The following is a 22,907-nucleotide window of genomic DNA, read 5'->3' on the forward strand; positions in this document are numbered from 1 at the left end:
GTTGCATTTTTTTTACAAATAAATGAACACGTGTTCATCGAAGAAAGAAACGCTGAAGAAAGGAACGCCCGTGAGTTATTTACAGATTGAAAAACTGAAAATTGGCTATGGCGAAAATATCGTTCTTCACGATATTCATCTTGCCGTGGAAAAGGGCGAAATGATTGCGCTGCTTGGGCCGTCTGGCTGCGGAAAAACCACGCTACTCAACGCGTTATGCGGTTTTATTCCGGTGCGATCCGGCGTTATTGCCGTGAATGGTCGGGATATTACGCACAGCACGCCGGAGCAGCGAAATATTACCATGGTGTTTCAGAGTTATGCTTTATGGCCGCATTTTACCGTCGCGCAAAATATTGGTTATGGCTTAAAAGTCCGCCGCGTTAAAAAAGAGGCGATCGCGCAGCGGGTGCAGGAATTATTAAAAATCGTCAATCTTGAGAATTATGCGGATATTAAAGTCACCGCGCTTTCCGGCGGCCAGCGTCAGCGCGTGGCGCTGGCGCGCGCATTAGCCATTGAGCCGGATGTGCTGGTGCTGGATGAGCCGCTGTCGAACCTGGACGCCAAAGTGCGCCTCAATGTGCGCCATGAGATCAAAGCGCTACAGAAAAAACTTGGGTTTACCTCGTTAATCGTTACGCACGATCAGCAAGAGGCGCTGGTGATGGCCGACAGAATTGCAGTGCTGAACAACGGGCGTATCGAACAAATGGGCACGCCGGAAGATATTTATCACCGCCCGGCAACGCCGTTTGTCGCCGATTTTATGGGCGCGGATAACTGCATAACGCGTGCTGATGCGGGCGGGGAAACGCTCTATTTCCGCAGTTCGGACGTCAACATGCACCGCCCGTTAACGCAGCCGGAGCAGCCGGGCCTGGTGCTGAATGGCGTGGTGGAAGAGAGCGCGTTTCTCGGCCATCAGTATCGTCACAGCGTGCGCTGCGATGGGCAGATTTTTCTCGCGGATTCCACTCAGTTCTGGCCCGCCCGAACGCCGGTGATTTTGCATGTGCCGGAAACGGCGCTGCATGTTTTTGCCTCTTTTGCATCAAGCCAACCAACACACTCTTTTTCTGGGGAAACATCATGTCCGTAAACACGAAACTTGCTGTGATAGCCGCACTCTGTTTGGGTTATGGCGTCCAGACCGCCAGTGCCGAAACGGTGCTCAATGTGGCGACGGCGGGCGATCAAAATATGGTCGACTACGTTAAAACCTGGCTGGGGCCAAAGTTTGAAGCCGCCCATCCGGGCGTGAAAGTGCAGGTGGTCGGCACCGGGCCGGGTGATGCGGGTTCCAACAAGATTGTCGAGAAACTGACGGCGCAACAGCAGAGCGGCGCGAAAAGCTGGGATATCGACGTTGCGGTAGTGCACCAGGCGGCCGGTGGTCAACTGGTGGAAAAAGGGCTGCTGGAGAAATATCGCCACGCTATAAACACCGGTTCGATGGTGACGGCCGGGAACGCCAAAAACGCGCTTGGCGTGAACGTTGACGGCTACGTGATGCCGATGTTTTTAAGCCAGACCGCTATCGCGTATAACAGCGATCTGATTAAAACCCCGCCGAAATCCTACGACGAACTGGTGCAGTGGTCGGCGAAAAACCCGCAAGCCTTTGGCTATAACGGCATTAAAAACGGCATGTCCGGCGTCAGCTTTGTGGTCGGCTGGATCTACGCTTACGGCACCGACGCGGCGCGTCTTTCCGCGCTGCCGTATGACAAAGGCGTGGAAAAAAGCTGGAGCCAGGCGTTCGCCAAATTGAAGGAATTCAACAAAAACGTCACCTCCACGCCGGGTAACGCTGGCACGCTGGATATGCTGAGCCGGGGCGAAATCACCATGGGACCGGTGTGGGTCGATATGTTCTATAGCTGGAAAGATCAGGGCAAAGTGCCGCCGTCGATCAAACTGGCGTTAATCTCTCCGGGGATGCCGGGCCAGCCGATGTATTACGTCGTTCCGGCACACGCCGCGCAGGGCAAACTGGCGCAGGAGTTTATCGCGCTGGCGACCAGCCCGGAGGTGCAGGCGCAGGGCATTGTGAAGCAGTTCAACTGGTATCCGGGCATTGACGCGAAATATGTGAAAGCGAAGCTGGACGCGGCCACCTGGCAGAAGCTGTTTGCGGAAATCTCGCCGGATGATTTAGCCAACTATGGCAAAAGTTTCCCGATCACGCCGTACTTTGACGATATCAAAGAGGGCTATGAGAGCCAGGTTTCTAACTGATTAACGGATATGCCTGGGCATTTCGCCCGGGCATTTTTTTGCTGTGATTATTCAGGTTCACCATGCGACACGCCTTTAAATACTGCTTACTGGTTGGCCCGGCGACGCTGCTGATAGCCGTCTTTTTTCTCTGGCCGCTGGGCTTTTCGCTGATCTCGGCGTTCACCAGCGATACGCAGCCTTTTACACTTGCGCATTTTGCGAAAGTCTTTGCGCTTTACTCGAACGATATTCTCTTCACCGTGCTTATCGTGCTGGTTTCACTGGTGATCCTCGCGCTGCTGTCGATAACGATTTCCGCCATTATCGTGCTGTCGCCGTTTCGCCGCATCGTTAAGACGCTGGCCTTTTTATACCGTCTGCCGCTGTTTATTCCCTTTATTGTTACCGCGCAGATGATGCGCACCTTCCTCGCCAAAAATGGCCTGATGAACAATGTGCTGGTGGCGAGCGGGCTGTTAACACCGATGGACACCACCTCGCTTTTGGGCTGGAGCGGCATCATCATCACTTTCGTCTGGAAGCAGATGGCGTTCTCGACATTACTGATTTGCGGCGCGATGTCGGCGGTGGATCCGTCGCATATACTGGCGGCGAAAAACCTCGGTGCGTCGCGTTTACGTATCCTGTTCGACATTATTTTGCCGCAGGTGCTGCCGACGATTGGCGTGGCGATGGTGCTCTCCACGGTAACGATGATGTCGGTGCTCTCCGTACCGCTGATGATTGGCACCGGCACGCCAACCATGATGACCGTCGATATGGCGTTTCGCGTGAATTCGTACGGCGATTACCCGGTGGCGAACGCGATGGGGGTGATCTCCTGGCTGATTTGCGCGGCGCTCTCCTGGTTCTATTTACGTCACAGCCTGCATGCCAAAGGAGCGCAGTGATGACCTCGTTTCGCCAAAAACTCCACGGCAGTTTTCTGCTGCAAACCCTGTTGCTCACTTTTCTGGTGCTGGCGCTGTTTGGCCCGCTGTTGAACCTGATTATCTGGACGGTGGCGGAGAGCTGGTTTTTCCCGCACACCTTGCCGAGCCAGTGGGGATTAAAATACTGGAGCCAGGTGTTTAGCCCCTACAGTGATGTTTCCGGTTCGCTCTCAATCAGCGTATTCATTGCGGTGTTGTCGGTCATTGTCTGTCTGCTGATCTCCATTCCGGCGGGTTACGCGCTGTCGCACCGATCCATGCCCTGTCGCGCCTTTTTTATGCTGCTGTTTCTTATCCCGCAAGCGTTTCCCAACCTGACGGTGTATATGAACGTGGCGCGGCTCTTTTATCAGTGGGGGCTAAACGGCACGATTGCGGGCGTGGTACTGGTGCATAGCGTTCATGGCCTGATGTACTCGATCTGGATTAGCGTGGCGGCGTTCTCGGCGCTTGATCCGTTGCTGGCGCGCGCTTCGCGCAATCTGGGTGCCGGGCCGGTCTATACATTTTTCCATATCATTTTGCCGCAGGCCGCGCCTGGGCTGATTGCCGCCAGCATTTTTGTATTTCTGGAATCATTAGACGAGTTTACCGCCACCTTTTTTGTTGGCGCGCCGGATATCACCACGCTGCCCATTTTGCTCTATACCGCCAGTATGTCGGGCAACTACCAGGTGTCGTCCATCACCGCGCTGATCCTGCTGGTGCCATCGGTACTGTTTATGCTGGTTATCCATAAATTTATGCGCCCGGAAATGTTGTCGAAACTGGGGAAATAATTGCGCCTTAACGCCGCGAAAGTCGTCCATCGAGCCACTTAATCAACGGCAATGAAGTCAGATAACCGCTATTAAAGGAGCGCGCATGGACATTAAAGGACCGGCAGCAATTGATGTATTTAAACCCTATGATATTTCGCCTTATGCAGACAAAACGCTAAGAGCGGTGCAGCTGGAGCCTGCCTATACGCCAGCAAAAGAGACTTTCCAGGCGTTTCAGCAGCGGCATTACTCATGGCGAACCGGTGATAAACAGGCCGATCTTTCCCGCGTACCCAAAGATGAAGGCAAAATACCGTTGCCCACGCTGGGCGAAAGTTTGCAGGAGATTTTCCTCGGCGCGGTGTTGGGCGGGCCGCTGCCGGAATTCCCCGGTGCGTCGCGTGCCTTTGCCGGTGCTGGTGCCGGGCGTCTTGCAGAACGACCCGCCAGCGCGCTTGAAAATGCGCATCTGCAAAACAAAACCGCGCTGGCTGAACCGGCAAGCGCGGCAGCGAAATCCTTCACCTCCCTTGTGCAGGAAAATACGCCAGGTATACGGTCATTAAGCCATGCCGCTGCTGATGTTTCCGGGCCGGATGCGATACACGTTGTTCTGCCGGAAGGGAAAGGGGGGGTTGCTACATCTACAACGGCAAAAACAGACAGCGCCAGGTTAGCGGAGGTTTATCAAGTCGGCATGGATGTCGGCGAGAGAGAAATGGGCGCGGTGACGTTGTCGGGTGAGATCAATATTGTTCGCCGGGATGCGGGGTTGAATAACGAAAATTTGTACCTGTTTTTCACGGATACGTATAAAGGTGAACCGCGGTTGAATATCATCGGCCACGGTGTGTTTACGCCAAAGGGTGACAGCACCACGGGTCTGCAAGTCGCCGGTGGCGTTAAAGCGCCGTTTGATGTGGCAATGGATACGCTGGAACTTGCCGGGGAGGTGAAGTTTAAAAATATCCGCTGCTTAAGCTGCCACAGTGGCGAAGGCGGGATTGATGCTTTCGCACAAAAACTGGCGAATTATACCGGCGTGCCGGTAAAGGGCTATCACGGTTCGGTGACCATTGGCGGGCGCGCGGATGGCTCCAATATTGTCGTCATCAAAAATGAGATGGATGCACTGTTCCATTTCGGCGAACGCGAAACGACGCACTATCAGCCACAGAAATTCCACCCGCTCTGGCGACCATGGGAAGCCCGCATTCTTGAGTAAAATCGTTGTGCTGACGTAAAACACCGATGCCCGCTAAGCCGGATCTTTTCGGGCATCTGCATTTTTTACGCCCTGGCTCGGTAAGTGGGCGTTCCCGCTTAGCGAGCCCGCAGGTAATCAAATGCGGCTTCTCCGCCCGAACAGTGTTGTCAGCGAAAGGCTGCTAGTCTCTTTACGCGGCTACCGCGGGCGGGAAAGATCGGCGGTTGGCGCCGATCTGTTGTTTATATTTATGCGAAGGTGCGTGGCGTAGAAAAGCGAGCACCCGAGGAAATAAAAAAGCGCCCGCAGGCGCTTTAAGCAATCACGTTACGATCATCGGCCACTCGGGTGGCGCTTTTTGCGCGATCTCTTCCATCACGACGACCAGGTTGTGCCAGGTCGTGGCGAGATCCATCACTGTAATGCCCAACAACCCGGTAGCGAACCAGCACGCCGCCGCTAAGCCCATGCCGCTGCTGATCACCGCCAGGCCAATATAATCAGCACGACGGAAACGAATGTTCAGCGTACTGGCCATAAACATCAACACTGCACTCAGTAACTGCCAGCGGAGAAGCACGACGCTGGCGGTAAAGGTAGCCATCAAACCATCCTCAGAAAGAACCGAATACCAGGCGGATAAGCACGCTGCGCGAGTGGCAATGCTGAAGATCCGCGAATAACACAACGAATTGAAACGGTGTTTCCCGTTTCAAGAATGTGTGAACTATATCACATTTGCTGATTTATTCGCCAGTACAAAAATCGTGCTTTTTGCAGCGTGTTGGTGCTGTTTCACACGAAAATATATCGCCAATATATTTCTATGTGCCGGGGGAATTAATGCTTTTTCTATCTAATACATTTGAGTGATATTTAGCATCCTAATTGCCACAACGTTTACAGGTTGTGTCGCATATATTATGCTTTTAAGGAAAATCTTATTAGCCTGTGAATGATGATTCAGGGTTTTGATCTTTATCGATATATTTTTTTCATCACGTTCTTTATGCGTGAGGAAGATATTTGTGCGTGCAGTTGCGCTAACTGAATTGATGGCCGCCTCTTCTTTTTTCCTGATAACGTCATTTTAAGCTGGTTTCGCGTCTTATAACCTGCGAATGAAAAAATATGAAAATAGAAAATTCCGCCGTGCCGCCTGAGGACGCTGATGCGGCGTTGTCGGTTCTGGCCAGGCTGATGCCCTGGCTCACCGCGCAACGCTCAATGGAAGAGATATTACGCGCGATCAATACAGCACTCGGCTCCACGCTTGCGTGGGTGGTTATCCGGCAGGACGATGCGTGGCAGCTCGTCAGCGCAGGTACGCCGGGCTGCACATTGCAGGATGTGCACGCTTTTCTTGAACAGTCTCAACTGCAACGACATCAGCGCGCCTGGCGAGTCATTTGCTGGCGGCGACATGCTGGTGATTTATTATTTCCTCATCAGCAAATAGCAGCCAGTAAATTACGCAGCGGCATTTTGTGTAAATTAAATTATAAAGAGTCTGGGCTCGAAGGTTATTTCTTTTTGGCATTTCCGCAATCCTTGCACGCTTTATCCATCGTGAAAAATGTCGTTATTGTTTTGGTCGAAAAATTAAAAAATTATCTTGCTGAAATTGTCGCCAGAGAACGTACTGCGAAAGAGATGCAGCGCATTGTCACGCAATATAAAGCGTTATTTGAACGCGCACCGGTTTTAATGAACGCTTTTGACAAAACCAATCGCTGCATATTATGGAACGGGGAGTGCGAACGTGTATTTGGCTGGAGCATTAATGAGCTCAATCAGCAGGCCGATCCATTAGCATTATTTTTCCCCGATCCCGAGGTTCGGCAAAAAGTTCGCGCTTCGGTTAATACATCGCCAGCCGTCGACATGCACGAATGGCACCCGGTACGCCGTGATGGTCAGGTGCTGACGGTGCTCTGGTCGAATATTCAACTGCCGGATCACTCGGTGCTCAGTATTGGGCTTGATATCACCGAGCGTAAAAAAGCGGAGCGGCAGCTGGAAATGAAAGCCACCATTGACGATCTGACCGGCTGCTATAATCGTTTTGCTATGCTGCGGAAGTTAAAAGAGGCGCTGGTGGCGTGTCGGCCAGACGAGCCGCGCAGCCACTTTAGCCTTCTGATGCTGGATCTTGATTATTTTAAAAATATTAACGATCGCTGGGGGCATTTAACGGGTGACGCCGCACTGATCAACTTTTGCGATCAGATCCGTGAACATTGCGATCCGTCCTATATTTTTGGTCGTTTAGGCGGTGAGGAATTTCTGATTTTAATGCCGCATACCGACAGTAAGATGGCGCTGCGTTTTAGCCAAAAGGTTCGCGCGTCGCTGGCGCGAAATCCATTGTTTAGCAATGGTGAAAAGATAGCCTTATCCTTTAGCGCTGGTTTAGTATTCGTCACCGGCGAAGAGTCTGATACTTCAGTTTTACTAACGCTTGCGGATAACGCCTTGTACGATGCGAAACGCGCAGGACGCAGCCAAACCGTGGTGGTTGGCGCTTTTTAATAAATAATGAAGAAATGATGAAAGCGGCTCGGCTACAGATGAAAAAATACCCGAATGGCGCGCCATTTTTTTATCCTGCGGCCAGTTTGGCTTAATCAGCGATACTCTGTTGTATTAAGTTAAAACACCCCCATGCGAATGGATTAATATTTTCCTTAATATAAACATTGGGCACACTCTGAGTTTGCTTTATGGTCGCGTATTTCGGTCATAACCAAATATTAGGTTTTTAATGAGAAAAGTCAGTTGCTAATGTCGTTTGATTCATGCAACGTAATCACCTGTTTATCAAAGCATCCTGCCAAACATTAAAAAAGGCACTTTAAATGCATGGATATAGGCGGATATGAATCATAGCGTGCGTCGCAAGATGCTCAGCGTCGTCGTGCTCATCACGGTAGTTCTTCTGCCGCTGATGTTGTCGCTATGGTTTGCGCATATTCGTGCGGTGAAAGAAACGAGTGCCCAGCTTCAATCGTTTGCCCAATTAGCGCTAAATAAAACGGAGCGCGTTATCCAGCAAGTGGATACGGTTCGCAGCGCGGCGGAAAAATACCGCGGACAAATTTGCGCGCCGGAACATCGAACGGCCATGCTCAATATCGTCCGCGGCAGCATGTATGTTTCGGATTTAATTTATGCCCGTGGCGACCACTTTTTATGTTCGAGCGTAATAACGCCCGCGCAATCGTATGCTATTTCACCAGCGGATTATAAACGCGCGCCCGATATCGCTATTTATTACTATCGGGATACGCCTTTTTACGCGGGCTACAAGATGGTGTACATGCAGCGTGGAAATTATGTCGCGGTGATTAATCCGCTCACTTACAGCGATGTGGCATCAGACAATACTGATCTGGCTTACGGTATTTACGACACCGTGACGCACCAGTTTTTTTCTGTTAGCCAGAATGCCCGCGTTGATAAGTTAGCTAAGCTGTTACGCACAGATGATTTAACATTCCAGCAGGACCAGCGCTTTTATACCATTGCACGTTCGAATAATCGTCCGATCGCGATTATTGTTTCGACATCGAGTGACCACTATTTTCAGGCGCTTTATCACCAGGTCACATTAACGTTGCCGCTGGGCGTGATTGGTAGCGTTATTTTGCTATTAATATGGTCGCGAACACGGCAGGAGTTTAACTCTCCACGCCGTATGCTCCACCGGGCGTTAACCCGACGCCAGCTTCGCCTTCATTATCAACCTATTATCGATATCAAAAATGGCACTTGCGTTGGCGCGGAAGCGCTGTTGCGATGGCCGGGGTTTAATGGACCGGTCATGAGCCCGGCGGAGTTTATTCCGCTGGCAGAAAAAGAGGGCATGATTGAGCGTATTACCGATTATGTCGTCGACGAATTGTTCAGCGATCTGGGCGATTTCCTGGCAATGGCGCCGCAACTTTATATCTCGATTAACCTCTCCGCTGCAGATTTCCACTCCTCGCGCCTGATTTCATTGATTGCCAATAAAGCCAAGATGCATGCGGTGCGTGCCGAGCAGATTAAGATTGAAGTGACCGAGCGCGGGTTTATTGATGTGCCGAAAACCACGCCGGTTATTCAGGCGTTTCGCCAGGCGGGTTATGAGGTGGCGATTGATGATTTCGGTACCGGTTATTCCAATTTGCACAACCTGTACTCGCTGAACGTCGATATCCTGAAAATTGACAAATCGTTTATTGATACCTTGACGACCAACAGCACCAGCCATCTGATTGCTGAACACATCATTGAGATGGCGCAGAGCCTGCGTCTGAAGATTATTGCGGAAGGCGTTGAGACCGCGGAGCAGGTCACGTGGCTGTTAAAACGCGGCGTGCAGTTCTGTCAGGGGTGGTACTTTGCAAAGGCGCTGCCGTCACAGGAATTTAAACGCTGGGTACAGCAGCCGCCTTCATTAAAGTGAAAGGGCATCACGCCTGGTGCCGGTAATCGCTGGGGGTGCGATCAAACTCCCTGCGAAAGACGCGTGAAAACGTCTGCTGCGAGACATATCCCAAATCCATCGCGATATCAAAAATAGGTCGCTGCGTGGTTCGCAGCGCTTCCGCTGCCAGCAGTAAACGGCGCTGGCGAATGTAGTCACCCAGCGTTTGATGCATCACGGTGCGGAACATCCTCTGTAGATACCACTTCGAATAACCTGACTTTCTGGCGACTACATCAATGTTCATTGGTTGGTCGATATGTTCATCAATCCATTCAATAAGTGTCTGAATAATTTGCTGATGGGACATATGGCTTCCTCATTTCCCGATTCGTCGTTTTGTCTGGAAGCGAGTATAATTCCTCAAGTTAACTTGAGGTAAAGAGGTTTTATGGAAAAGAAAACACCACGTATTAAAGCCTTACTCAGCCCCGGTGAAGTGGCGAAGCGCAGCGGGGTTGCCGTCTCCGCGCTGCACTTTTATGAGAGTAAAGGCTTAATCAAAAGTACCCGTAACACCGGCAATCAACGGCGCTATACGCGTGATGTGCTGCGCTATGTGGCGATCATCAAGATTGCTCAGCGCATTGGTATTCCGCTGGCGACCATCGGCGACGCGTTTGGTGTGCTGCCGGAAGGGCATACGCTAAGCAAGAAAGAGTGGAAACAGCTGTCGTCACAGTGGCGCGAAGAACTGGACCGGCGTATCCATACGCTGGTGGCTCTGCGTGATGAACTGGATGGCTGTATCGGTTGTGGCTGCCTGTCACGCAGCGATTGTCCACTGCGTAACCCCGGCGATCAGCTTGGGCAGCAGGGCACCGGCGCGCGCTTGCTGGAAGACGATTGAAACGTACAAAAAACTAAAGCGCCCGTTGGGGCGCTTTAGTCGTTTTCCGGTCTTTGTCTTTCTCTCTATCCCGCTCGGTTACGGGAGGGTTTCCCCCGACATCGGCACCCCTGCGTATGTTACAGGTTCCGGGTTGTACCGACACTTTTAGTGTAGGCCACCGCCGCATAATTGCTACTTTTTTGAGCAATTATTTTTGTCTTTTTTTTCACCGCTGTAAGTAGGGGTTTTCTATAGTTAATGTGTCTGAATTTTCTGGAGAAAAACATGCTTACGGTGCATCACCTTAATCAGTCGCGCTCCCAGCGCGTACTCTGGGCGTTAGAAGAACTGGGCGTGCCGTATCAAATTGTCCGTTACCAGCGGGAAAAATCGATGCTGGCGCCGGAATCCCTGAAAAAAGTGCACCCGCTCGGCAAGTCACCCGTCGTGGAGGATGAAGGACTGATCCTCGCCGAATCCGGAGCGATCCTCGAATATTTGCAGGAAACGTACGACCCTGAGCAGCGCTTTAAACCGCAGGAGACCAAACAGAAGCGGGATTACCGCTTCTGGCTGCACTATGCCGAAGGCTCGCTCATGCCCGTGCTACTCATGAAACTGGTGATGAACAGCCTGGGTAAACCCCCGGTGCCGTTCGGGATACGCAGTGTCGGCAAACTCCTCGCGAAGGGTGTCGATAAAGCGTTCCTGAAACAGCAAATTGAAAACCATGCGCGCTTTATCGAAGGCGAACTGGCGCAGAAAAGCTGGTTTGCCGGGAACCAATTGAGCATGGCCGATATTCAGATGAGTTTCCCGGTGTTCGCGTTGCTGGCTCGCGGCGGCGTGGAGAATTTACCCAACTTACGCGCGTGGAAAAAACGGGTAGAGATGCGCCCGGCCTGGCAACGGGCCATTGTGCAGGGCGGGCCATTTGATCTGCCAGGCAGCTAAAATTGATCGGCAAATGTTGCAAAGTTGCGCATCGACGATAACGTTTGCGCATCCGCCGTCCACTTCTTCGCCGCTTCGCGCGAAATTTAGCGAAAAGCGGCAAAGTTCAGTTGAAAAGCGCCATATAAACGCTGGATAATCGTTTGCCTTTTTTCGACCAACCGTTGTATGCGCGGAGTTAAACGTTTGCTTTTTTGTGGCCCCTTGTCACAACGCAGCACAGGGAGATGACGTTTAACCGGCAGTGGACTGTCCACCACGCACACCAACGCACAATAAAATTCTCAGGGGATGTTTCTATGTCTACGCCTTCTGCGCGTACCGGCGGTTCGCTTGACGCACTGTTTAAAATTTCTGCCCGTGGCAGCACGGTTCGTCAGGAAATCGTTGCCGGTTTAACCACCTTCCTGGCGATGGTCTATTCGGTCATCGTCGTACCTGGCATGCTGGGTAAAGCCGGGTTTCCACCTGCGGCGGTGTTTGTCGCCACCTGCCTGGTGGCCGGTGTCGGTTCTATCGTGATGGGCCTGTGGGCGAATCTGCCGCTGGCTATCGGTTGCGCTATCTCTCTGACCGCCTTTACCGCGTTCAGCCTGGTGCTGGGCCAACACATCAGCGTGCCGGTCGCGCTTGGCGCGGTGTTCCTGATGGGTGTGCTGTTCACGGTTATCTCTGCCACCGGCATCCGTAGCTGGATCCTGCGCAACCTGCCGCAGGGCGTTGCGCACGGCACCGGTATCGGTATTGGTCTGTTTCTGCTGCTGATCGCCGCGAACGGCGTGGGTCTGGTTATCAAGAATCCGCTGGACGGCCTGCCGGTTACGCTTGGACACTTTGCCAGCTTCCCGGTGATCATGTCGCTGATTGGTCTGGCGGTGATTATCGGCCTGGAAAAACTGAAAGTGCCGGGTGGCATTCTGCTGACCATTATCGGCGTGTCGATTGTCGGTCTGATTTTCGACCCGAGCGTACACTTTTCTGGCATTTTCGCCATGCCGTCGCTGAGCGATGACAAAGGCAACTCGCTGATCGGCAGCCTGGATATCGTTGGCGCGCTGAACCCGGTCGTGCTGCCAAGCGTGCTGGCGCTGGTGATGACGGCGGTGTTTGACGCTACTGGCACTATCCGTGCGGTCGCGGGCCAGGCAAACTTGCTGGGCAAAGATGGCCAGATTATCGATGGCGGCAAAGCGCTGACCACCGACTCCCTGAGCAGCGTTTTCTCCGGTTTAGTTGGCGCGGCGCCAGCGGCGGTCTATATCGAGTCTGCGGCAGGTACGGCTGCAGGCGGTAAAACCGGCCTGACGGCGATCACCGTGGGCGTGCTGTTCCTGCTGATCCTGTTCCTCTCTCCGCTCTCTTACCTGGTTCCGGCTTACGCAACGGCACCGGCGCTGATGTACGTTGGCCTGTTGATGCTGAGCAACGTGGCGAAAATCGATTTTGCCGACTTTGTCGACGCGATGGCAGGCCTGATTACTGCCGTGTTTATCGTGCTGACCTGCAACATCGTAACCGGCATCATGATCGGTTTTGCGTCGCTGGTGATTGGCCGCGTGGTGTCCGGTGAGTGGCGCAAGCTGAACATCGGCACCGTGGTGATTGCCATCGCGCTGGTGGCTTTCTATGCGGGCGGCTGGGCAATCTGACATCGCGTTTCCTCTTCCTGTGGGCAGAGGACGTTGAGCGTAAACCTTTACACAATGGGCGACTTCGGTTGCCCATTTTTTTGCCCACAGCCCGGTTTCTTTGCGTTAAGCTGAAGGCTCTGGCATCAAGGTCTGAGGCCTTTTATAACAACACATCGCAAACAGGGAACGCATGGAAATATTTTTTACCATTCTCATCATGACCCTTGTCGTCTCGCTTTCTGGCGTCGTGACTCGTGTTCTTCCATTTCAAATCCCGCTTCCGCTGATGCAGATCGCCATCGGCGCTCTGCTGGCCTTTCCCACCTTTGGCCTGCATGTGGAATTCGACCCGGAACTGTTCCTGGTTTTGTTTATTCCGCCGCTGCTGTTCGCCGATGGCTGGAAAACGCCCACGCGTGAGTTCCTCGAACATGGCCGCGAAATCTTTGGCCTGGCGCTGGCGCTGGTGGTGGTCACCGTGGTCGGGATCGGCTTCTTAATTTACTGGATGGTGCCTGGCATTCCGCTGGTGCCCGCCTTTGCGCTGGCGGCGGTGCTGTCGCCAACCGATGCAGTCGCGCTTTCCGGCATTGTCGGGGAAGGGCGCATTCCGAAGAAAATCATGGGCATTTTGCAGGGCGAGGCGCTGATGAATGACGCTTCGGGCCTGGTGTCGCTGAAATTCGCCGTGGCGGTCGTGATGGGCACCATGGTGTTTACCGTGGGCGGCGCGACGTTTGAATTTTTCAAAGTAGCGATTGGTGGTTTGCTCGCCGGGTTTGTGGTGAGCTGGCTGTATGGCCGCTCGCTGCGTTTTCTCAGCCGCTGGGGCGGCGATGAACCGGCAACGCAAATCGTATTGCTGTTTCTGCTGCCGTTTGCTTCCTATTTGATTGCGGAACATATCGGTTTTTCCGGCATCCTCGCGGCGGTCGCGGCAGGGATGACCATTACCCGTTCCGGCGTGATGCGCACCGCGCCGCTGGCGATGCGTCTGCGCGCCAACAGCACCTGGGCGATGCTGGAGTTCGTCTTTAACGGCATGGTGTTCTTGCTGTTAGGCTTGCAGTTGCCGGGCATTCTGGAGTCTTCGCTGGTGGCGGCAGAAGCCGATCCGAACGTCGAAACCTGGATGCTCTTTACCGATATTGTGCTGATTTACGCCGCGCTGATGCTGGTGCGCTTTGGCTGGCTGTGGACGATGAAGAGATTCAGCCAGCGTTTCCTGGTGAAAAAACCGATGGAGTTCGCCTCGTGGAGCGACCGCGAGTTGCTGATCGCCACCTTTGCCGGGGTGCGCGGGGCGATAACGCTTGCCGGTGTGCTCTCCATTCCACTGTTGTTGCCGAGCGGCGATGTCTTTCCGGCGCGTTACGAGCTGGTCTTTCTCGCCGCCGGGGTGATTCTGTTCTCGCTGTTTGTTGGCGTTATCGCACTGCCTGCGCTGTTGCAGCATGTTGAAGTGCGCGACCACGCGCAGCAGTACAAAGAGGAGCGGATGGCGCGCGCGGCAACGGCGGATGTGGCGATTGTCGCGATTCAGAAGATGGAAGAGCGGCTGGCGGCAGACACCGAAGAGAACATCGATAACCAGTTACTTACGGAAGTGAGTTCGCGGGTAATTGGTAACCTGCGCCGTCGTGCCGACGGACGCAATAACGTTGAGAGTTCTCTCCAGGAGGAGAATCTGGAGCGTCGTTTCCGCCTGGCGGCGCTGCGCTCAGAGCGAGCCGAGCTTTACCACCTGCGCGCCACCCGGCAGATCAGCAACGAGACGCTGCAAAAACTGCTGCACGATCTCGACCTGCTGGAAGCGCTGCTGTTAGAGAATAAGTAAACCCTCGCCGGGCAGCCATTGATGCGCTGCCCGGCCAGTTAACCCCGCTACTCGCTTTTCTTATCCAGCCAGAACCCTTCACAACACTGCAGCCACGCCTGCGCACTGCGTGAAAGGTAAACGCCGTCGCGCCAAATCATGCCTAACTCCCAGCGCAAGTCGCTCTGGAGCGGGATCCAGCGCAAGTTCTGCTTATCCAGCCGCTGGCAGACCGGCTCCGGCAGAATGGCAATGCCCACGCCCGCTTGCACCATGGCGGCGAGAAAATCCCACTGACCGCTGCGTACGGCGATACGCGGCTTCACGCCATGCTGTTGAAACAGCAGCATGAGCTGGCGGCTTAAGGCGAAATCTTCGTTGTAGATCAGCAGCGGATGTTCAGCGAGCTCCTCTGGCGTGACCACTTCACGTTCAAGCCAACTGCCGGAACGCGGCACCAGCACGCACATTGCATGGCTAAACAGCGGCAGGGTAGCCAGGCCACTCTCTTCCTCGACCGGCAGCGCCGTCATCGCCACATCCAGCTCACCGTTGCTCACGGCTTGCTGTACGGTCAGGCCGCCAAACTCGGCAATTTTCAGTTCCACACCGGGGTAGCGCTGGCTGAACAAGTTGATCGGCCCGGCCATCAACATGCCGACCATCGGTGGAATGCCGAGGCGCAAAACACCTTTGTTCAGGTGGTTGATGTCGCCAAGTTCGGTTTCTAACTGGCGAAACTCCGCGAGGATGGCGAGGCCGCGCTCATACACCACGCGGCCGGTATCGGTGAGTAAGAGTTTGCGCCCGTCACGGATAAGCAGGGTGCAGTTCAGCTCATCTTCGAGGTTTTTCAGCATCTTGCTGATGGTCGGTTGCGTCACAAACAGGCGCTCCGCCGCGCGGGTGAAACTTTGCTGGCGTACCACCTCCACAAAATAGCGCAGCGTTCTGATGTCCATAATTATTCCTTAGAACTATGTATGCGATGAGTTTAATTCATTTCAGTAGCGCATTGGGGCTCTCTATACTGGCCGCCTGCTTATTTGATGGAAAATCATTATGGACGTGGCGTTAAGCCGTGTTACGCCTGCCCTTGTGCGTCGTTTACAGGTTCCGGTACAGGTGGTGCTTTATGCCGGGCTGTTTATCTTTGCGCAATACCTGGTTCAATGGCTGCATCTGCCGCTTCCCGCCAATCTGGTGGGAATGATACTGCTGTTGGGGTTGATACTTTGTCGGGTGATCCCGCTTAGTTGGGTACGTGCCGGTGCGCATTGGCTGCTGGCGGAAATGCTGCTGTTCTTTGTGCCTGCGGTGGTCGCCGTGGTTAATTACGCACAACTGTTGATGGTAGAAGGCTGGCGCATTTTTATGGTGATCGGTTTGAGTACGCTTTTGGTGCTCGGTGCCACTGCCTGGGTGGTGGATAAAGTCTATCGCTTTGAACTCAGCAGGTTGAAAAATGAGTGATTTCGCCTTGAGCCTGCTGTGCCTGGCGATGACGCTGGTGTGCTATTTCCTCAATAAACGTCTCTACCGACGTTTTCGAAAATTGCCGCTGATGCCGCTGGTATTCACGCCGCTGCTGTTGGTGCTAATGCTGGTGTTCGGCCATATCTCCTGGCAGGACTACATAGGTGAATCCCACTGGCTGATGTGGCTGTTGGGGCCTGCGACCATCGCTTTCGCCGTACCGGTGTATGACAACCTGGCGATTATTCGCCGCCACTGGATGTCGCTTTCGGCGGGCGTAATCACCGCTTCGGTGGTGGCGGTGACCAGCTCGGTTTGGCTGGCGCGCCTGTTTACGCTGCCGGATGAGATCCAGCGCAGCCTCGCGGTGCGTTCAATCACTACGCCTTTTGCGCTGGCGGCCGCCGGGCCGATTGGTGGCCAGCCGGATCTGGTGGCGCTGTTTGTAGTGGTCACCGGTGTGTTTGGCATGGCGGTTGGCGATGTGCTGTTTCTGCGCTTATCGATTCGCGAAGGGGTGGCGAAAGGCGCGGGCTTTGGCGCAGCCTCACACGGCGCGGGCACCGCACGTTCTTATGAGCTCGGTCAGCAGGAGGGCGTGGTCGCAAGCCTGGTGATGATGCTTTCCGGTGTGGTGATGGTGCTGGCAGCACCCTTGATCGCCCGCGTGATGTTTTAGCTCCCCGCCGTACAACGGGGAGCCGGAAGGTCACTGCTTTTTCAGCCTTGCAACCAGTTCGAACTCGTTAAAGTTAACCGGGCGTTGTTGCTGCATGGAAATGTTCCCGGCAATGCCGGTCAGGATCGACATTGCACCGGCGCGATGATCGGCGGCGCGTTGCAGCGGGTCGTGGCCCGGTGTACCAAATAAGTCCGCCAGCATGGCGTTATCACCGCCGCCGTGGCCGCCTTCGCCAAGGGTAAAATCCGCTTTCCACGGTGCGGCAAACATCGGAAACACGGTGATGTCGCAGGATTCCAGGCTGCCTTCATTGGCGCGCTCGCCGCCGGCGTTAACGTAGGATTTCTCGACGATTTTCATCTCCAGCCGCCCCTGGCTGCCGTTAAATACCACGTTTAACCCTTCCCACGGCAAGTAAGTGTTGAGTGAATAACTCAACTGGCACTGGTTCTGGTATTTCACCAGCACCGACAACGTATCTTCAATGGTAATGCCGTCGCTGAATACGCTCTGGTCGCGCCAGTAGTTATCTTCATGTTCCGCATCGAGATAGAGCGCTTTTAACTGCGGATTGTCGGCCATATGGAGGGCAAACGGATCATCGTCAGCAGCGGCATAGCCGTGCGTGCGCGGGTAAAACTGCGTGACGCCGCGTTTTTCGGCGTTCTCTTTGCCATAAAAACGCAGCCCGCCTTCGGCATACACCCGCTGCGGGTAGCTGTTGAGCCAGAAGTTCATCAGATCAAAATGGTGCGTCGATTTATGCACCAGCAGCCCGCCGCTGTTGCGCTTTTCCCGGTGCCAGCGGCGGAAATAATCGGCGCCATGCTCGGTATTCAGCAGCCATTCGAAATGCACGGAGTAGACGTCGCCGATGGTGTTGTTCATCAGCAACTCGCGCACTTTACTGTGGTGCGGCGCATAGCGGTAATTAAACGCTACGCGCACGGTTTTGCCGGTCTGCTCAATGGCATCGAGAATACGCAGCGCGCGCTGTTCGTCGATGGTCATGGGTTTTTCAGTGATCACATCGCAGCCTGCGTGTAACGCCCGCACAATATAGTCGTCATGGGTTCTGTCCATGGTGGTGACGATAACAACGTCTGGGCGGGTTTCGCGGATCATCGCTTCAAACTGCGCTGCTTTCCACGTGGAAACGGGCGGTGCGTCTTCGTTTTGTAAGAGCTGGTTGGCGTAGTCCATACGCGTCTGATTGCTGTCGCAAAACGCCACCATGCGGGCATTCTCTTTCCACTGCCCGCCAATGGCGGAAATATACAGCCCGGCGCGCCCGCCGGTTCCCACTAAAGCATATTTTTTCATCACAGCCTCTTCAGTCATAAATGAATTAACGTGCTGATGTATTAAAAACACCGTTTCAATAAGCTGAAGGTACTGTAGCGCGCTGGTGCGAGAGGGGTAGCGAAAAGGCGGGAAAGTGTGATCCCCGGCCATTACTGACCGGGGTAGAAAGATTAATGGGCGCGGCCCTGTTCGATACCGATCCCGGTTTGCGAACGGATAAACTGCGCACGGAACTGTTCGCGCTCCAGTTTGCCGGCTTCGGTGTTATCGGTGGCGGAGAAGATCCAGATGCCGATAAACGCCACAGCGATAGAGAACAGCGCCGGGTACTCATACGGGAACACCGCGGTGGCGTGACCGAGGATCTGCACCCAGATGGTCGGGCCGAGGATCATCAGGACAACCGCCGTCAACAGACCCAGCCAGCCGCCGATCATCGCACCGCGCGTGGTCAGCTTCGACCAGTACATCGAGAGCAGAATGATCGGGAAGTTACAGCTGGCGGCAATCGAGAAGGCCAGCCCGACCATAAAGGCGATGTTCTGTTTTTCGAACAGGATGCCCAGCAGAATGGCGACAACTCCCAGCACCAGCACGGTAATTTTCGACACTTTCAGTTCCTGGCGTTCCGTCGCGCCTTTGCGGAACACGTTGGCGTAAAGATCGTGCGAAACCGCCGAGGCACCCGCCAGCGTTAACCCGGCGACCACCGCCAGAATGGTGGCGAACGCCACGGCGGAGATAAAGCCTAAGAACAGGTTGCCACCGACCGCATCTGCCAGATGCACCGCCGCCATATTGTTGCCGCCAATCAGCGCGCCCGCCGCGTCTTTAAACGCCGGGTTTGCGCCCACCAGCATGATGGCGCCGAAGCCGATGATAAAGGTCAGAATATAGAAATAACCCATAAACCCGGTGGCGTAGAACACGCTCTTGCGCGCTTCACGCGCATCGCTGACGGTGAAGAAACGCATCAGAATATGCGGTAAACCGGCGGTGCCGAACATCAACCCAAGGCCGAGCGACAGGGCGGAGATCGGATCTTTCACCAGCCCGCCAGGGCTCATGATCGCCGCACCTTTCGGGTGGACGGCCATCGCTTCGGTGAACAGGTTGTTGAAGCTGAAGCCGACGTGTTTCATTACCATAAAGGCCATAAAACTCGCGCCGAACAGCAGCAGCACCGCTTTGATAATTTGTACCCAGGTGGTGGCGAGCATGCCGCCGAACAGCACATACAGCACCATCAGCACGCCAACCAATACCACGGCGACGTGGTAATTCAGGCCAAACAGCAGCTCAATTAATTTACCCGCGCCAACCATCTGCGCAATCAAATAGAGCGCCACAACCACCAGCGAACCGCAGGCGGAAAGGGTGCGGATTGGACCTTGTTTCAGACGATAAGAGGCCACATCAGCAAAGGTATAACGCCCCAGGTTACGCAAGCGTTCGGCGATCAAAAACAGGATGATCGGCCAGCCGACCAGAAAGCCGAGCGAGTAGATCAGGCCGTCGTAGCCGGAGGTGTACACCAGCGCGGAAATCCCCAGAAACGAGGCTGCTGACATAAAGTCACCCGCTATTGCCAGCCCGTTCTGAAAACCGGTGATATTGCCACCGGCGGTGTAGTAATCGCTGCGCGAACGCACCCGTTTGGATGCCCAGTAGGTGATGTACAACGTCAGTGCGACGAAAATTACGAACATAATGATCGCCTGCCAGTTGGTTGGCTGGCGTTGAACCGCGCCGGTAATGGCATCGGCGGCGTGAGCCGTAAAAGGAAGTGTGGCGGCCAGCGCCGTCAGGACTCTCTTCATGATGCTTTTACCTCGCTAAGAACCGCTTTGGTCAGGCGATCAAACTCGCCGTTTGCCCGCCAGACATATACGCCGGTCAGCACAAACGAAATTACAATCACACCGATACCAATCGGGATGCCGCGCGTGACGTTGGTGCCTTCATGCAATGGCGTACCGAGCCAGTGCGGGGCAAACGCGATCAGCAAAATAAAGCCGACGTAGATAATCAGCATGATGATGGAAAGCATAAAGGCAAACCGTTGCCGTCTTTCGACTAACTCCCTGAAATGCGCACTGTTTTCTATCTGTTGATAAATGTTATTCATCACAGAATTCTCCAGAGGTCTCCCCGTTGTCCTGCGCGCTGCCGGTCAGGTGGCCGCACGCGCCCGCCCCAGTCACATCGTTATCGTTGCGCCTGGGATCTGCGCGTTTGCCGCTTTCCTGCAACACGAAATCCATTAGGGATTGTAGGGTGAGGTGATTGTTTCCTCTCCTTGCAAGGAGAGCGTTATGGTTGCGTTTGCCGCCGGATAAGACGCTTTCGCGCCGCTATCCGGCAGGGTTTTTCGAGTATTACGATGGCATGGTAATGGCCTGCTTCTCTTCGAGCAGTTTTTCCACTACGCCAGGATCGGCGAGCGTTGAGGTATCGCCGAGATTGCTGGTATCGCCAGCGGCGATTTTGCGCAGAATACGGCGCATGATTTTGCCGGAGCGGGTTTTCGGCAGTGAGTCTGTCCAGTGCAGCACATCCGGCGTCGCCAGCGGACCAATCTCTTTACGCACCCAGTTACGCACTTCGGTGTACAACTCCGGCGACGGTTCTTCGCCGTGGTTGAGCGTGACGTACGCGTAAATGGCCTGGCCTTTAATATTGTGTGGAATGCCCACGACCGCCGCTTCGGCGATTTTCGGGTGCGACACCAGCGCCGATTCGATCTCCGCCGTTCCCAGACGGTGGCCGGAGACGTTCAGCACGTCATCCACGCGACCGGTGATCCAGTAGTAGCCATCTTCGTCACGGCGCGCGCCGTCACCGCTGAAGTACATGTTTTTGAAGGTGGAGAAATAGGTCTGCTCAAAGCGCTCGTGATCGCCAAACAGCGTACGCGCCTGACCCGGCCAGGAGTCGGTGATCACCAGGTTACCTTCGGTCGCGCCATCGAGCGCGTTACCTTCGTTATCCACCAGCGCAGGCTGCACGCCAAAGAACGGGCGCGTGGCGGAACCGGCTTTCAACTGGGTAGCACCAGGCAGCGGGGTGATCATAAAGCCGCCGGTTTCCGTCTGCCACCATGTGTCCATGACCGGGCATTTACCGTTACCGATTTTCGACCAGTACCACTCCCAGGCTTCCGGGTTAATCGGCTCGCCCACGGAACCGAGGATCCGCAGCGAAGATCGGCTGGTGCCGTCAATCGCTTTATCCCCTTCCGCCATCAGCGCACGAATGGCGGTTGGCGCGGTATAGAGAATGTTGACGTTGTGTTTGTCCACCACCTGGCTCATGCGTGCCGGGGTCGGCCAGTTCGGCACACCTTCAAACATCAGCGTGATGGCACCGCAGGCCAGCGGCCCGTAGAGCAAGTAGCTGTGCCCGGTGACCCAACCGACATCGGCGGTACACCAATAGACATCGCCCGGATGGTAATCGAAGACATATTTAAAGGTTGAGGCGGCATAGACCAGGTAACCACCGGTGGTATGCAGCACGCCTTTCGGTTTCCCGGTAGAGCCTGAGGTGTAAAGGATAAATAGCGGATCTTCCGCTCCTACTTCGACTGGCTCATGCTGATCGCTGGCGTTTGCAGTCAGATCACTCCACCACAGATCGCGCCCTTCGTGCCAGTCGATGTTGCCGCCGGTACGTTTTAGCACCACGACATGCTCGACGCTGTTGACGTTCGGGTTTTTCAGCGCGTCATCAACGTTTTTCTTCAGCGGGATGTTGCGCCCGGCACGGACACCTTCGTCGGCGGTGATCACCAGTCGCGAACTGGAGTCAATGATGCGTCCGGCGACCGCTTCCGGCGAGAAGCCGCCGAAAATCACCGAATGCACCGCGCCAATACGCGCACAGGCGAGCATCGCCACGGCGGCTTCCGGCACCATCGGCATATAAATAGCCACTACGTCGCCCTTCTTAATGCCCAGTGAAACCAGTACATTGGCGAAGCGGCAAACATCGCGGTGCAGCTCACGGTAGGTGATAAGCCTGCTCTGGCTGGCGTCATCACCTTCCCAAATAATGGCCGTTTGATCGCCGCGTTCGGCGAGGTGGCGGTCGAGGCAGTTGGCCGCCAGATTCAGCGTGCCGTCTTCATACCATTTAATCGAAATATTGCCCGGTGCGAAGGAGGTGTTTTTCACCTTCTTGTAAGGCTTGATCCAGTCGAGGATTTTGCCTTGCTCGCCCCAGAATGTGTCAGGGTCAGTTACCGATTGCTGGTATTTGGCCTCATACTGCTCCGGATTTATCAGGCAACGTTCCGCAATATTGGCGGGAATATCGTGTTTATGTATTTGGCTCATGGCGATTGCTCTCCTTGTAAGATGTTAATAATATGTCACAAGAACGTTAATTGTAGGGCCTTTGCCAGCTTTGTTTACTATTTGCGCGATAGATCACGCATTAAATGAATTGTGCAAAAAGCGAGCAAAATAAATGTGCTGGTGCGCGGAAGAACGCAAAAGGGTGAGACGAAAAGAAAGGCACTTCATAACAGCAAGTTATGAAAGGTGACAATTCGATTACGCTTCCTACCGGCGTAAAAATTCACGCTGCTGCAAG

20 protein-coding genes are annotated in these 22,907 nt (G+C 54.3%); 13 read left to right on the plus strand and 7 right to left on the minus strand.

What is annotated here, in order from left to right:
* The first annotated feature begins 70 nt into the window (after positions 1-70).
* The 5 genes from BN2591_RS22230 (at position 71) to BN2591_RS22250 (ending at position 5,162) form a co-directional block, all read left to right on the plus strand.
* Positions 71-1,102, plus strand: coding sequence for an ABC transporter ATP-binding protein (locus BN2591_RS22230; protein ID WP_086873939.1), 1,032 nt, complete (start codon positions 71-73; stop codon positions 1,100-1,102).
* Complete coding sequence (locus tag BN2591_RS22235; protein ID WP_244173050.1) at positions 1,093-2,241, plus strand: ABC transporter substrate-binding protein; 1,149 nt, start codon at positions 1,093-1,095, stop codon at positions 2,239-2,241. The genes BN2591_RS22230 and BN2591_RS22235 overlap by 10 nt, the downstream gene beginning before the upstream one ends.
* Positions 2,242-2,303: 62 nt before the next feature.
* A complete protein-coding gene (locus BN2591_RS22240) occupies positions 2,304-3,134 on the plus strand; it encodes an ABC transporter permease (RefSeq protein ID WP_086873940.1) in 831 nt (276 codons plus the stop codon).
* Positions 3,134-3,955 carry an ABC transporter permease gene (locus tag BN2591_RS22245; protein WP_086873941.1) on the plus strand — a complete coding sequence of 274 codons (822 nt, stop codon included), beginning with the start codon at positions 3,134-3,136 and terminating at the stop codon, positions 3,953-3,955. The genes BN2591_RS22240 and BN2591_RS22245 overlap by 1 nt, the downstream gene beginning before the upstream one ends.
* Positions 3,956-4,040: 85 nt before the next feature.
* The gene (locus BN2591_RS22250) at positions 4,041-5,162 is read left to right on the plus strand and encodes a hypothetical protein (RefSeq protein ID WP_086873942.1); all 1,122 of its coding nucleotides are present in this window, start codon (positions 4,041-4,043) and stop codon (positions 5,160-5,162) included.
* Positions 5,163-5,466: 304 nt separating this feature from the next.
* On the opposite strand, the gene BN2591_RS22255 is transcribed toward BN2591_RS22250, so the two are convergent.
* Complete coding sequence (locus tag BN2591_RS22255) at positions 5,467-5,748, minus strand: YjcB family protein (RefSeq protein ID WP_086873943.1); 282 nt, start codon at positions 5,746-5,748, stop codon at positions 5,467-5,469.
* A 527-nt stretch (positions 5,749-6,275) separates the two neighbouring features.
* On the opposite strand from BN2591_RS22255, the gene BN2591_RS22260 reads away from it, so the two are divergent.
* Positions 6,276-7,676, plus strand: coding sequence for a GGDEF domain-containing protein (locus tag BN2591_RS22260; protein ID WP_086873944.1), 1,401 nt, complete (start codon positions 6,276-6,278; stop codon positions 7,674-7,676).
* Positions 7,677-8,022: 346 nt separating this feature from the next.
* Entirely contained in the window at positions 8,023-9,594 is a 1,572-nt protein-coding gene (locus tag BN2591_RS22265; protein WP_086873945.1) for an EAL domain-containing protein, read from the plus strand.
* Between the two features lie 7 nt (positions 9,595-9,601).
* On the opposite strand, the gene soxS is transcribed toward BN2591_RS22265, so the two are convergent.
* A complete protein-coding gene (soxS, locus tag BN2591_RS22270) occupies positions 9,602-9,925 on the minus strand; it encodes a superoxide response transcriptional regulator SoxS (RefSeq protein ID WP_017459478.1) in 324 nt (107 codons plus the stop codon).
* Positions 9,926-10,006: 81 nt separating this feature from the next.
* Between soxS and soxR the strand changes: the two genes are divergently transcribed.
* The 4 genes from soxR (at position 10,007) to BN2591_RS22295 (ending at position 14,869) form a co-directional block, all read left to right on the plus strand.
* Positions 10,007-10,465: a redox-sensitive transcriptional activator SoxR gene (gene soxR, locus BN2591_RS22275; RefSeq protein WP_017459479.1), complete on the plus strand. Its 459-nt coding sequence runs from the start codon at positions 10,007-10,009 to the stop codon at positions 10,463-10,465.
* Between the two features lie 267 nt (positions 10,466-10,732).
* Positions 10,733-11,401: a glutathione S-transferase family protein gene (locus BN2591_RS22280; RefSeq protein WP_086873946.1), complete on the plus strand. Its 669-nt coding sequence runs from the start codon at positions 10,733-10,735 to the stop codon at positions 11,399-11,401.
* Positions 11,402-11,700: 299 nt separating this feature from the next.
* A complete protein-coding gene (gene ghxP / locus BN2591_RS22290; RefSeq protein WP_086873947.1) occupies positions 11,701-13,050 on the plus strand; it encodes a guanine/hypoxanthine transporter GhxP in 1,350 nt (449 codons plus the stop codon).
* 172 nt (positions 13,051-13,222) lie between these two features.
* Positions 13,223-14,869 carry a Na+/H+ antiporter gene (locus tag BN2591_RS22295; protein ID WP_065369873.1) on the plus strand — a complete coding sequence of 549 codons (1,647 nt, stop codon included), beginning with the start codon at positions 13,223-13,225 and terminating at the stop codon, positions 14,867-14,869.
* Positions 14,870-14,916: 47 nt separating this feature from the next.
* Here the strand turns inward: BN2591_RS22295 and BN2591_RS22300 are convergent, their stop codons facing one another.
* Entirely contained in the window at positions 14,917-15,810 is an 894-nt protein-coding gene (locus tag BN2591_RS22300) for a LysR family transcriptional regulator (protein WP_086873948.1), read from the minus strand.
* A 100-nt stretch (positions 15,811-15,910) separates the two neighbouring features.
* Here BN2591_RS22300 and BN2591_RS22305 point away from each other — a divergent pair, with 100 nt between their 5' ends.
* The gene (locus tag BN2591_RS22305; protein ID WP_086873949.1) at positions 15,911-16,321 is read left to right on the plus strand and encodes a CidA/LrgA family protein; all 411 of its coding nucleotides are present in this window, start codon (positions 15,911-15,913) and stop codon (positions 16,319-16,321) included.
* Positions 16,314-17,003 carry an LrgB family protein gene (locus BN2591_RS22310; protein ID WP_086873950.1) on the plus strand — a complete coding sequence of 230 codons (690 nt, stop codon included), beginning with the start codon at positions 16,314-16,316 and terminating at the stop codon, positions 17,001-17,003. Before BN2591_RS22305 ends, BN2591_RS22310 begins: the two co-directional genes overlap by 8 nt.
* A 30-nt stretch (positions 17,004-17,033) precedes the next feature.
* Here BN2591_RS22310 and BN2591_RS22315 read toward each other — a convergent pair whose 3' ends face one another.
* From BN2591_RS22315 to acs, 4 genes are all read right to left on the minus strand, one after another.
* Positions 17,034-18,329, minus strand: a complete 1,296-nt coding sequence (locus tag BN2591_RS22315; protein WP_086873985.1) for a Gfo/Idh/MocA family protein — start codon at positions 18,327-18,329, stop codon at positions 17,034-17,036.
* 152 nt (positions 18,330-18,481) lie between these two features.
* Complete coding sequence (gene actP, locus BN2591_RS22320) at positions 18,482-20,131, minus strand: cation/acetate symporter ActP (protein WP_086873951.1); 1,650 nt, start codon at positions 20,129-20,131, stop codon at positions 18,482-18,484.
* Positions 20,128-20,442 carry a DUF485 domain-containing protein gene (locus tag BN2591_RS22325; RefSeq protein ID WP_025263759.1) on the minus strand — a complete coding sequence of 105 codons (315 nt, stop codon included), beginning with the start codon at positions 20,440-20,442 and terminating at the stop codon, positions 20,128-20,130. The genes actP and BN2591_RS22325 overlap by 4 nt, the downstream gene beginning before the upstream one ends.
* Before the next feature lie 247 nt (positions 20,443-20,689).
* A complete protein-coding gene (gene acs, locus BN2591_RS22330; RefSeq protein WP_086873952.1) occupies positions 20,690-22,648 on the minus strand; it encodes an acetate--CoA ligase in 1,959 nt (652 codons plus the stop codon).
* Between the last annotated feature and the right edge of the window lie 259 nt (positions 22,649-22,907).

The sequence above is a fragment of the Kosakonia pseudosacchari genome (assembly GCF_900184035.1).
Taxonomy (GTDB): Bacteria; Pseudomonadota; Gammaproteobacteria; order Enterobacterales; family Enterobacteriaceae; genus Kosakonia; species Kosakonia pseudosacchari.

Excerpts from the sequence above, each read along its gene's own strand:
- ghxP (WP_086873947.1), top strand. The coding sequence starts at position 11,701 with ATGTCTACGCCTTCTGCGCGTACCGGCGGTTCGCTTGACGCACTGTTT.
- soxR (WP_017459479.1), top strand. The coding sequence starts at position 10,007 with ATGGAAAAGAAAACACCACGTATTAAAGCCTTACTCAGCCCCGGTGAA.
- BN2591_RS22315 (WP_086873985.1), bottom strand. The coding sequence starts at position 18,329 with ATGAAAAAATATGCTTTAGTGGGAACCGGCGGGCGCGCCGGGCTGTAT.
- BN2591_RS22295 (WP_065369873.1), top strand. The coding sequence starts at position 13,223 with ATGGAAATATTTTTTACCATTCTCATCATGACCCTTGTCGTCTCGCTT.
- BN2591_RS22240 (WP_086873940.1), top strand. The coding sequence starts at position 2,304 with ATGCGACACGCCTTTAAATACTGCTTACTGGTTGGCCCGGCGACGCTG.
- BN2591_RS22255 (WP_086873943.1), bottom strand. The coding sequence starts at position 5,748 with ATGGCTACCTTTACCGCCAGCGTCGTGCTTCTCCGCTGGCAGTTACTG.
- BN2591_RS22245 (WP_086873941.1), top strand. The coding sequence starts at position 3,134 with ATGACCTCGTTTCGCCAAAAACTCCACGGCAGTTTTCTGCTGCAAACC.
- soxS (WP_017459478.1), bottom strand. The coding sequence starts at position 9,925 with ATGTCCCATCAGCAAATTATTCAGACACTTATTGAATGGATTGATGAA.
- BN2591_RS22280 (WP_086873946.1), top strand. The coding sequence starts at position 10,733 with ATGCTTACGGTGCATCACCTTAATCAGTCGCGCTCCCAGCGCGTACTC.
- BN2591_RS22260 (WP_086873944.1), top strand. The coding sequence starts at position 6,276 with ATGAAAATAGAAAATTCCGCCGTGCCGCCTGAGGACGCTGATGCGGCG.
- BN2591_RS22310 (WP_086873950.1), top strand. The coding sequence starts at position 16,314 with ATGAGTGATTTCGCCTTGAGCCTGCTGTGCCTGGCGATGACGCTGGTG.
- acs (WP_086873952.1), bottom strand. The coding sequence starts at position 22,648 with ATGAGCCAAATACATAAACACGATATTCCCGCCAATATTGCGGAACGT.
- actP (WP_086873951.1), bottom strand. The coding sequence starts at position 20,131 with ATGAAGAGAGTCCTGACGGCGCTGGCCGCCACACTTCCTTTTACGGCT.
- BN2591_RS22235 (WP_244173050.1), top strand. The coding sequence starts at position 1,093 with ATGTCCGTAAACACGAAACTTGCTGTGATAGCCGCACTCTGTTTGGGT.
- BN2591_RS22305 (WP_086873949.1), top strand. The coding sequence starts at position 15,911 with ATGGACGTGGCGTTAAGCCGTGTTACGCCTGCCCTTGTGCGTCGTTTA.
- BN2591_RS22250 (WP_086873942.1), top strand. The coding sequence starts at position 4,041 with ATGGACATTAAAGGACCGGCAGCAATTGATGTATTTAAACCCTATGAT.
- BN2591_RS22265 (WP_086873945.1), top strand. The coding sequence starts at position 8,023 with ATGAATCATAGCGTGCGTCGCAAGATGCTCAGCGTCGTCGTGCTCATC.
- BN2591_RS22300 (WP_086873948.1), bottom strand. The coding sequence starts at position 15,810 with ATGGACATCAGAACGCTGCGCTATTTTGTGGAGGTGGTACGCCAGCAA.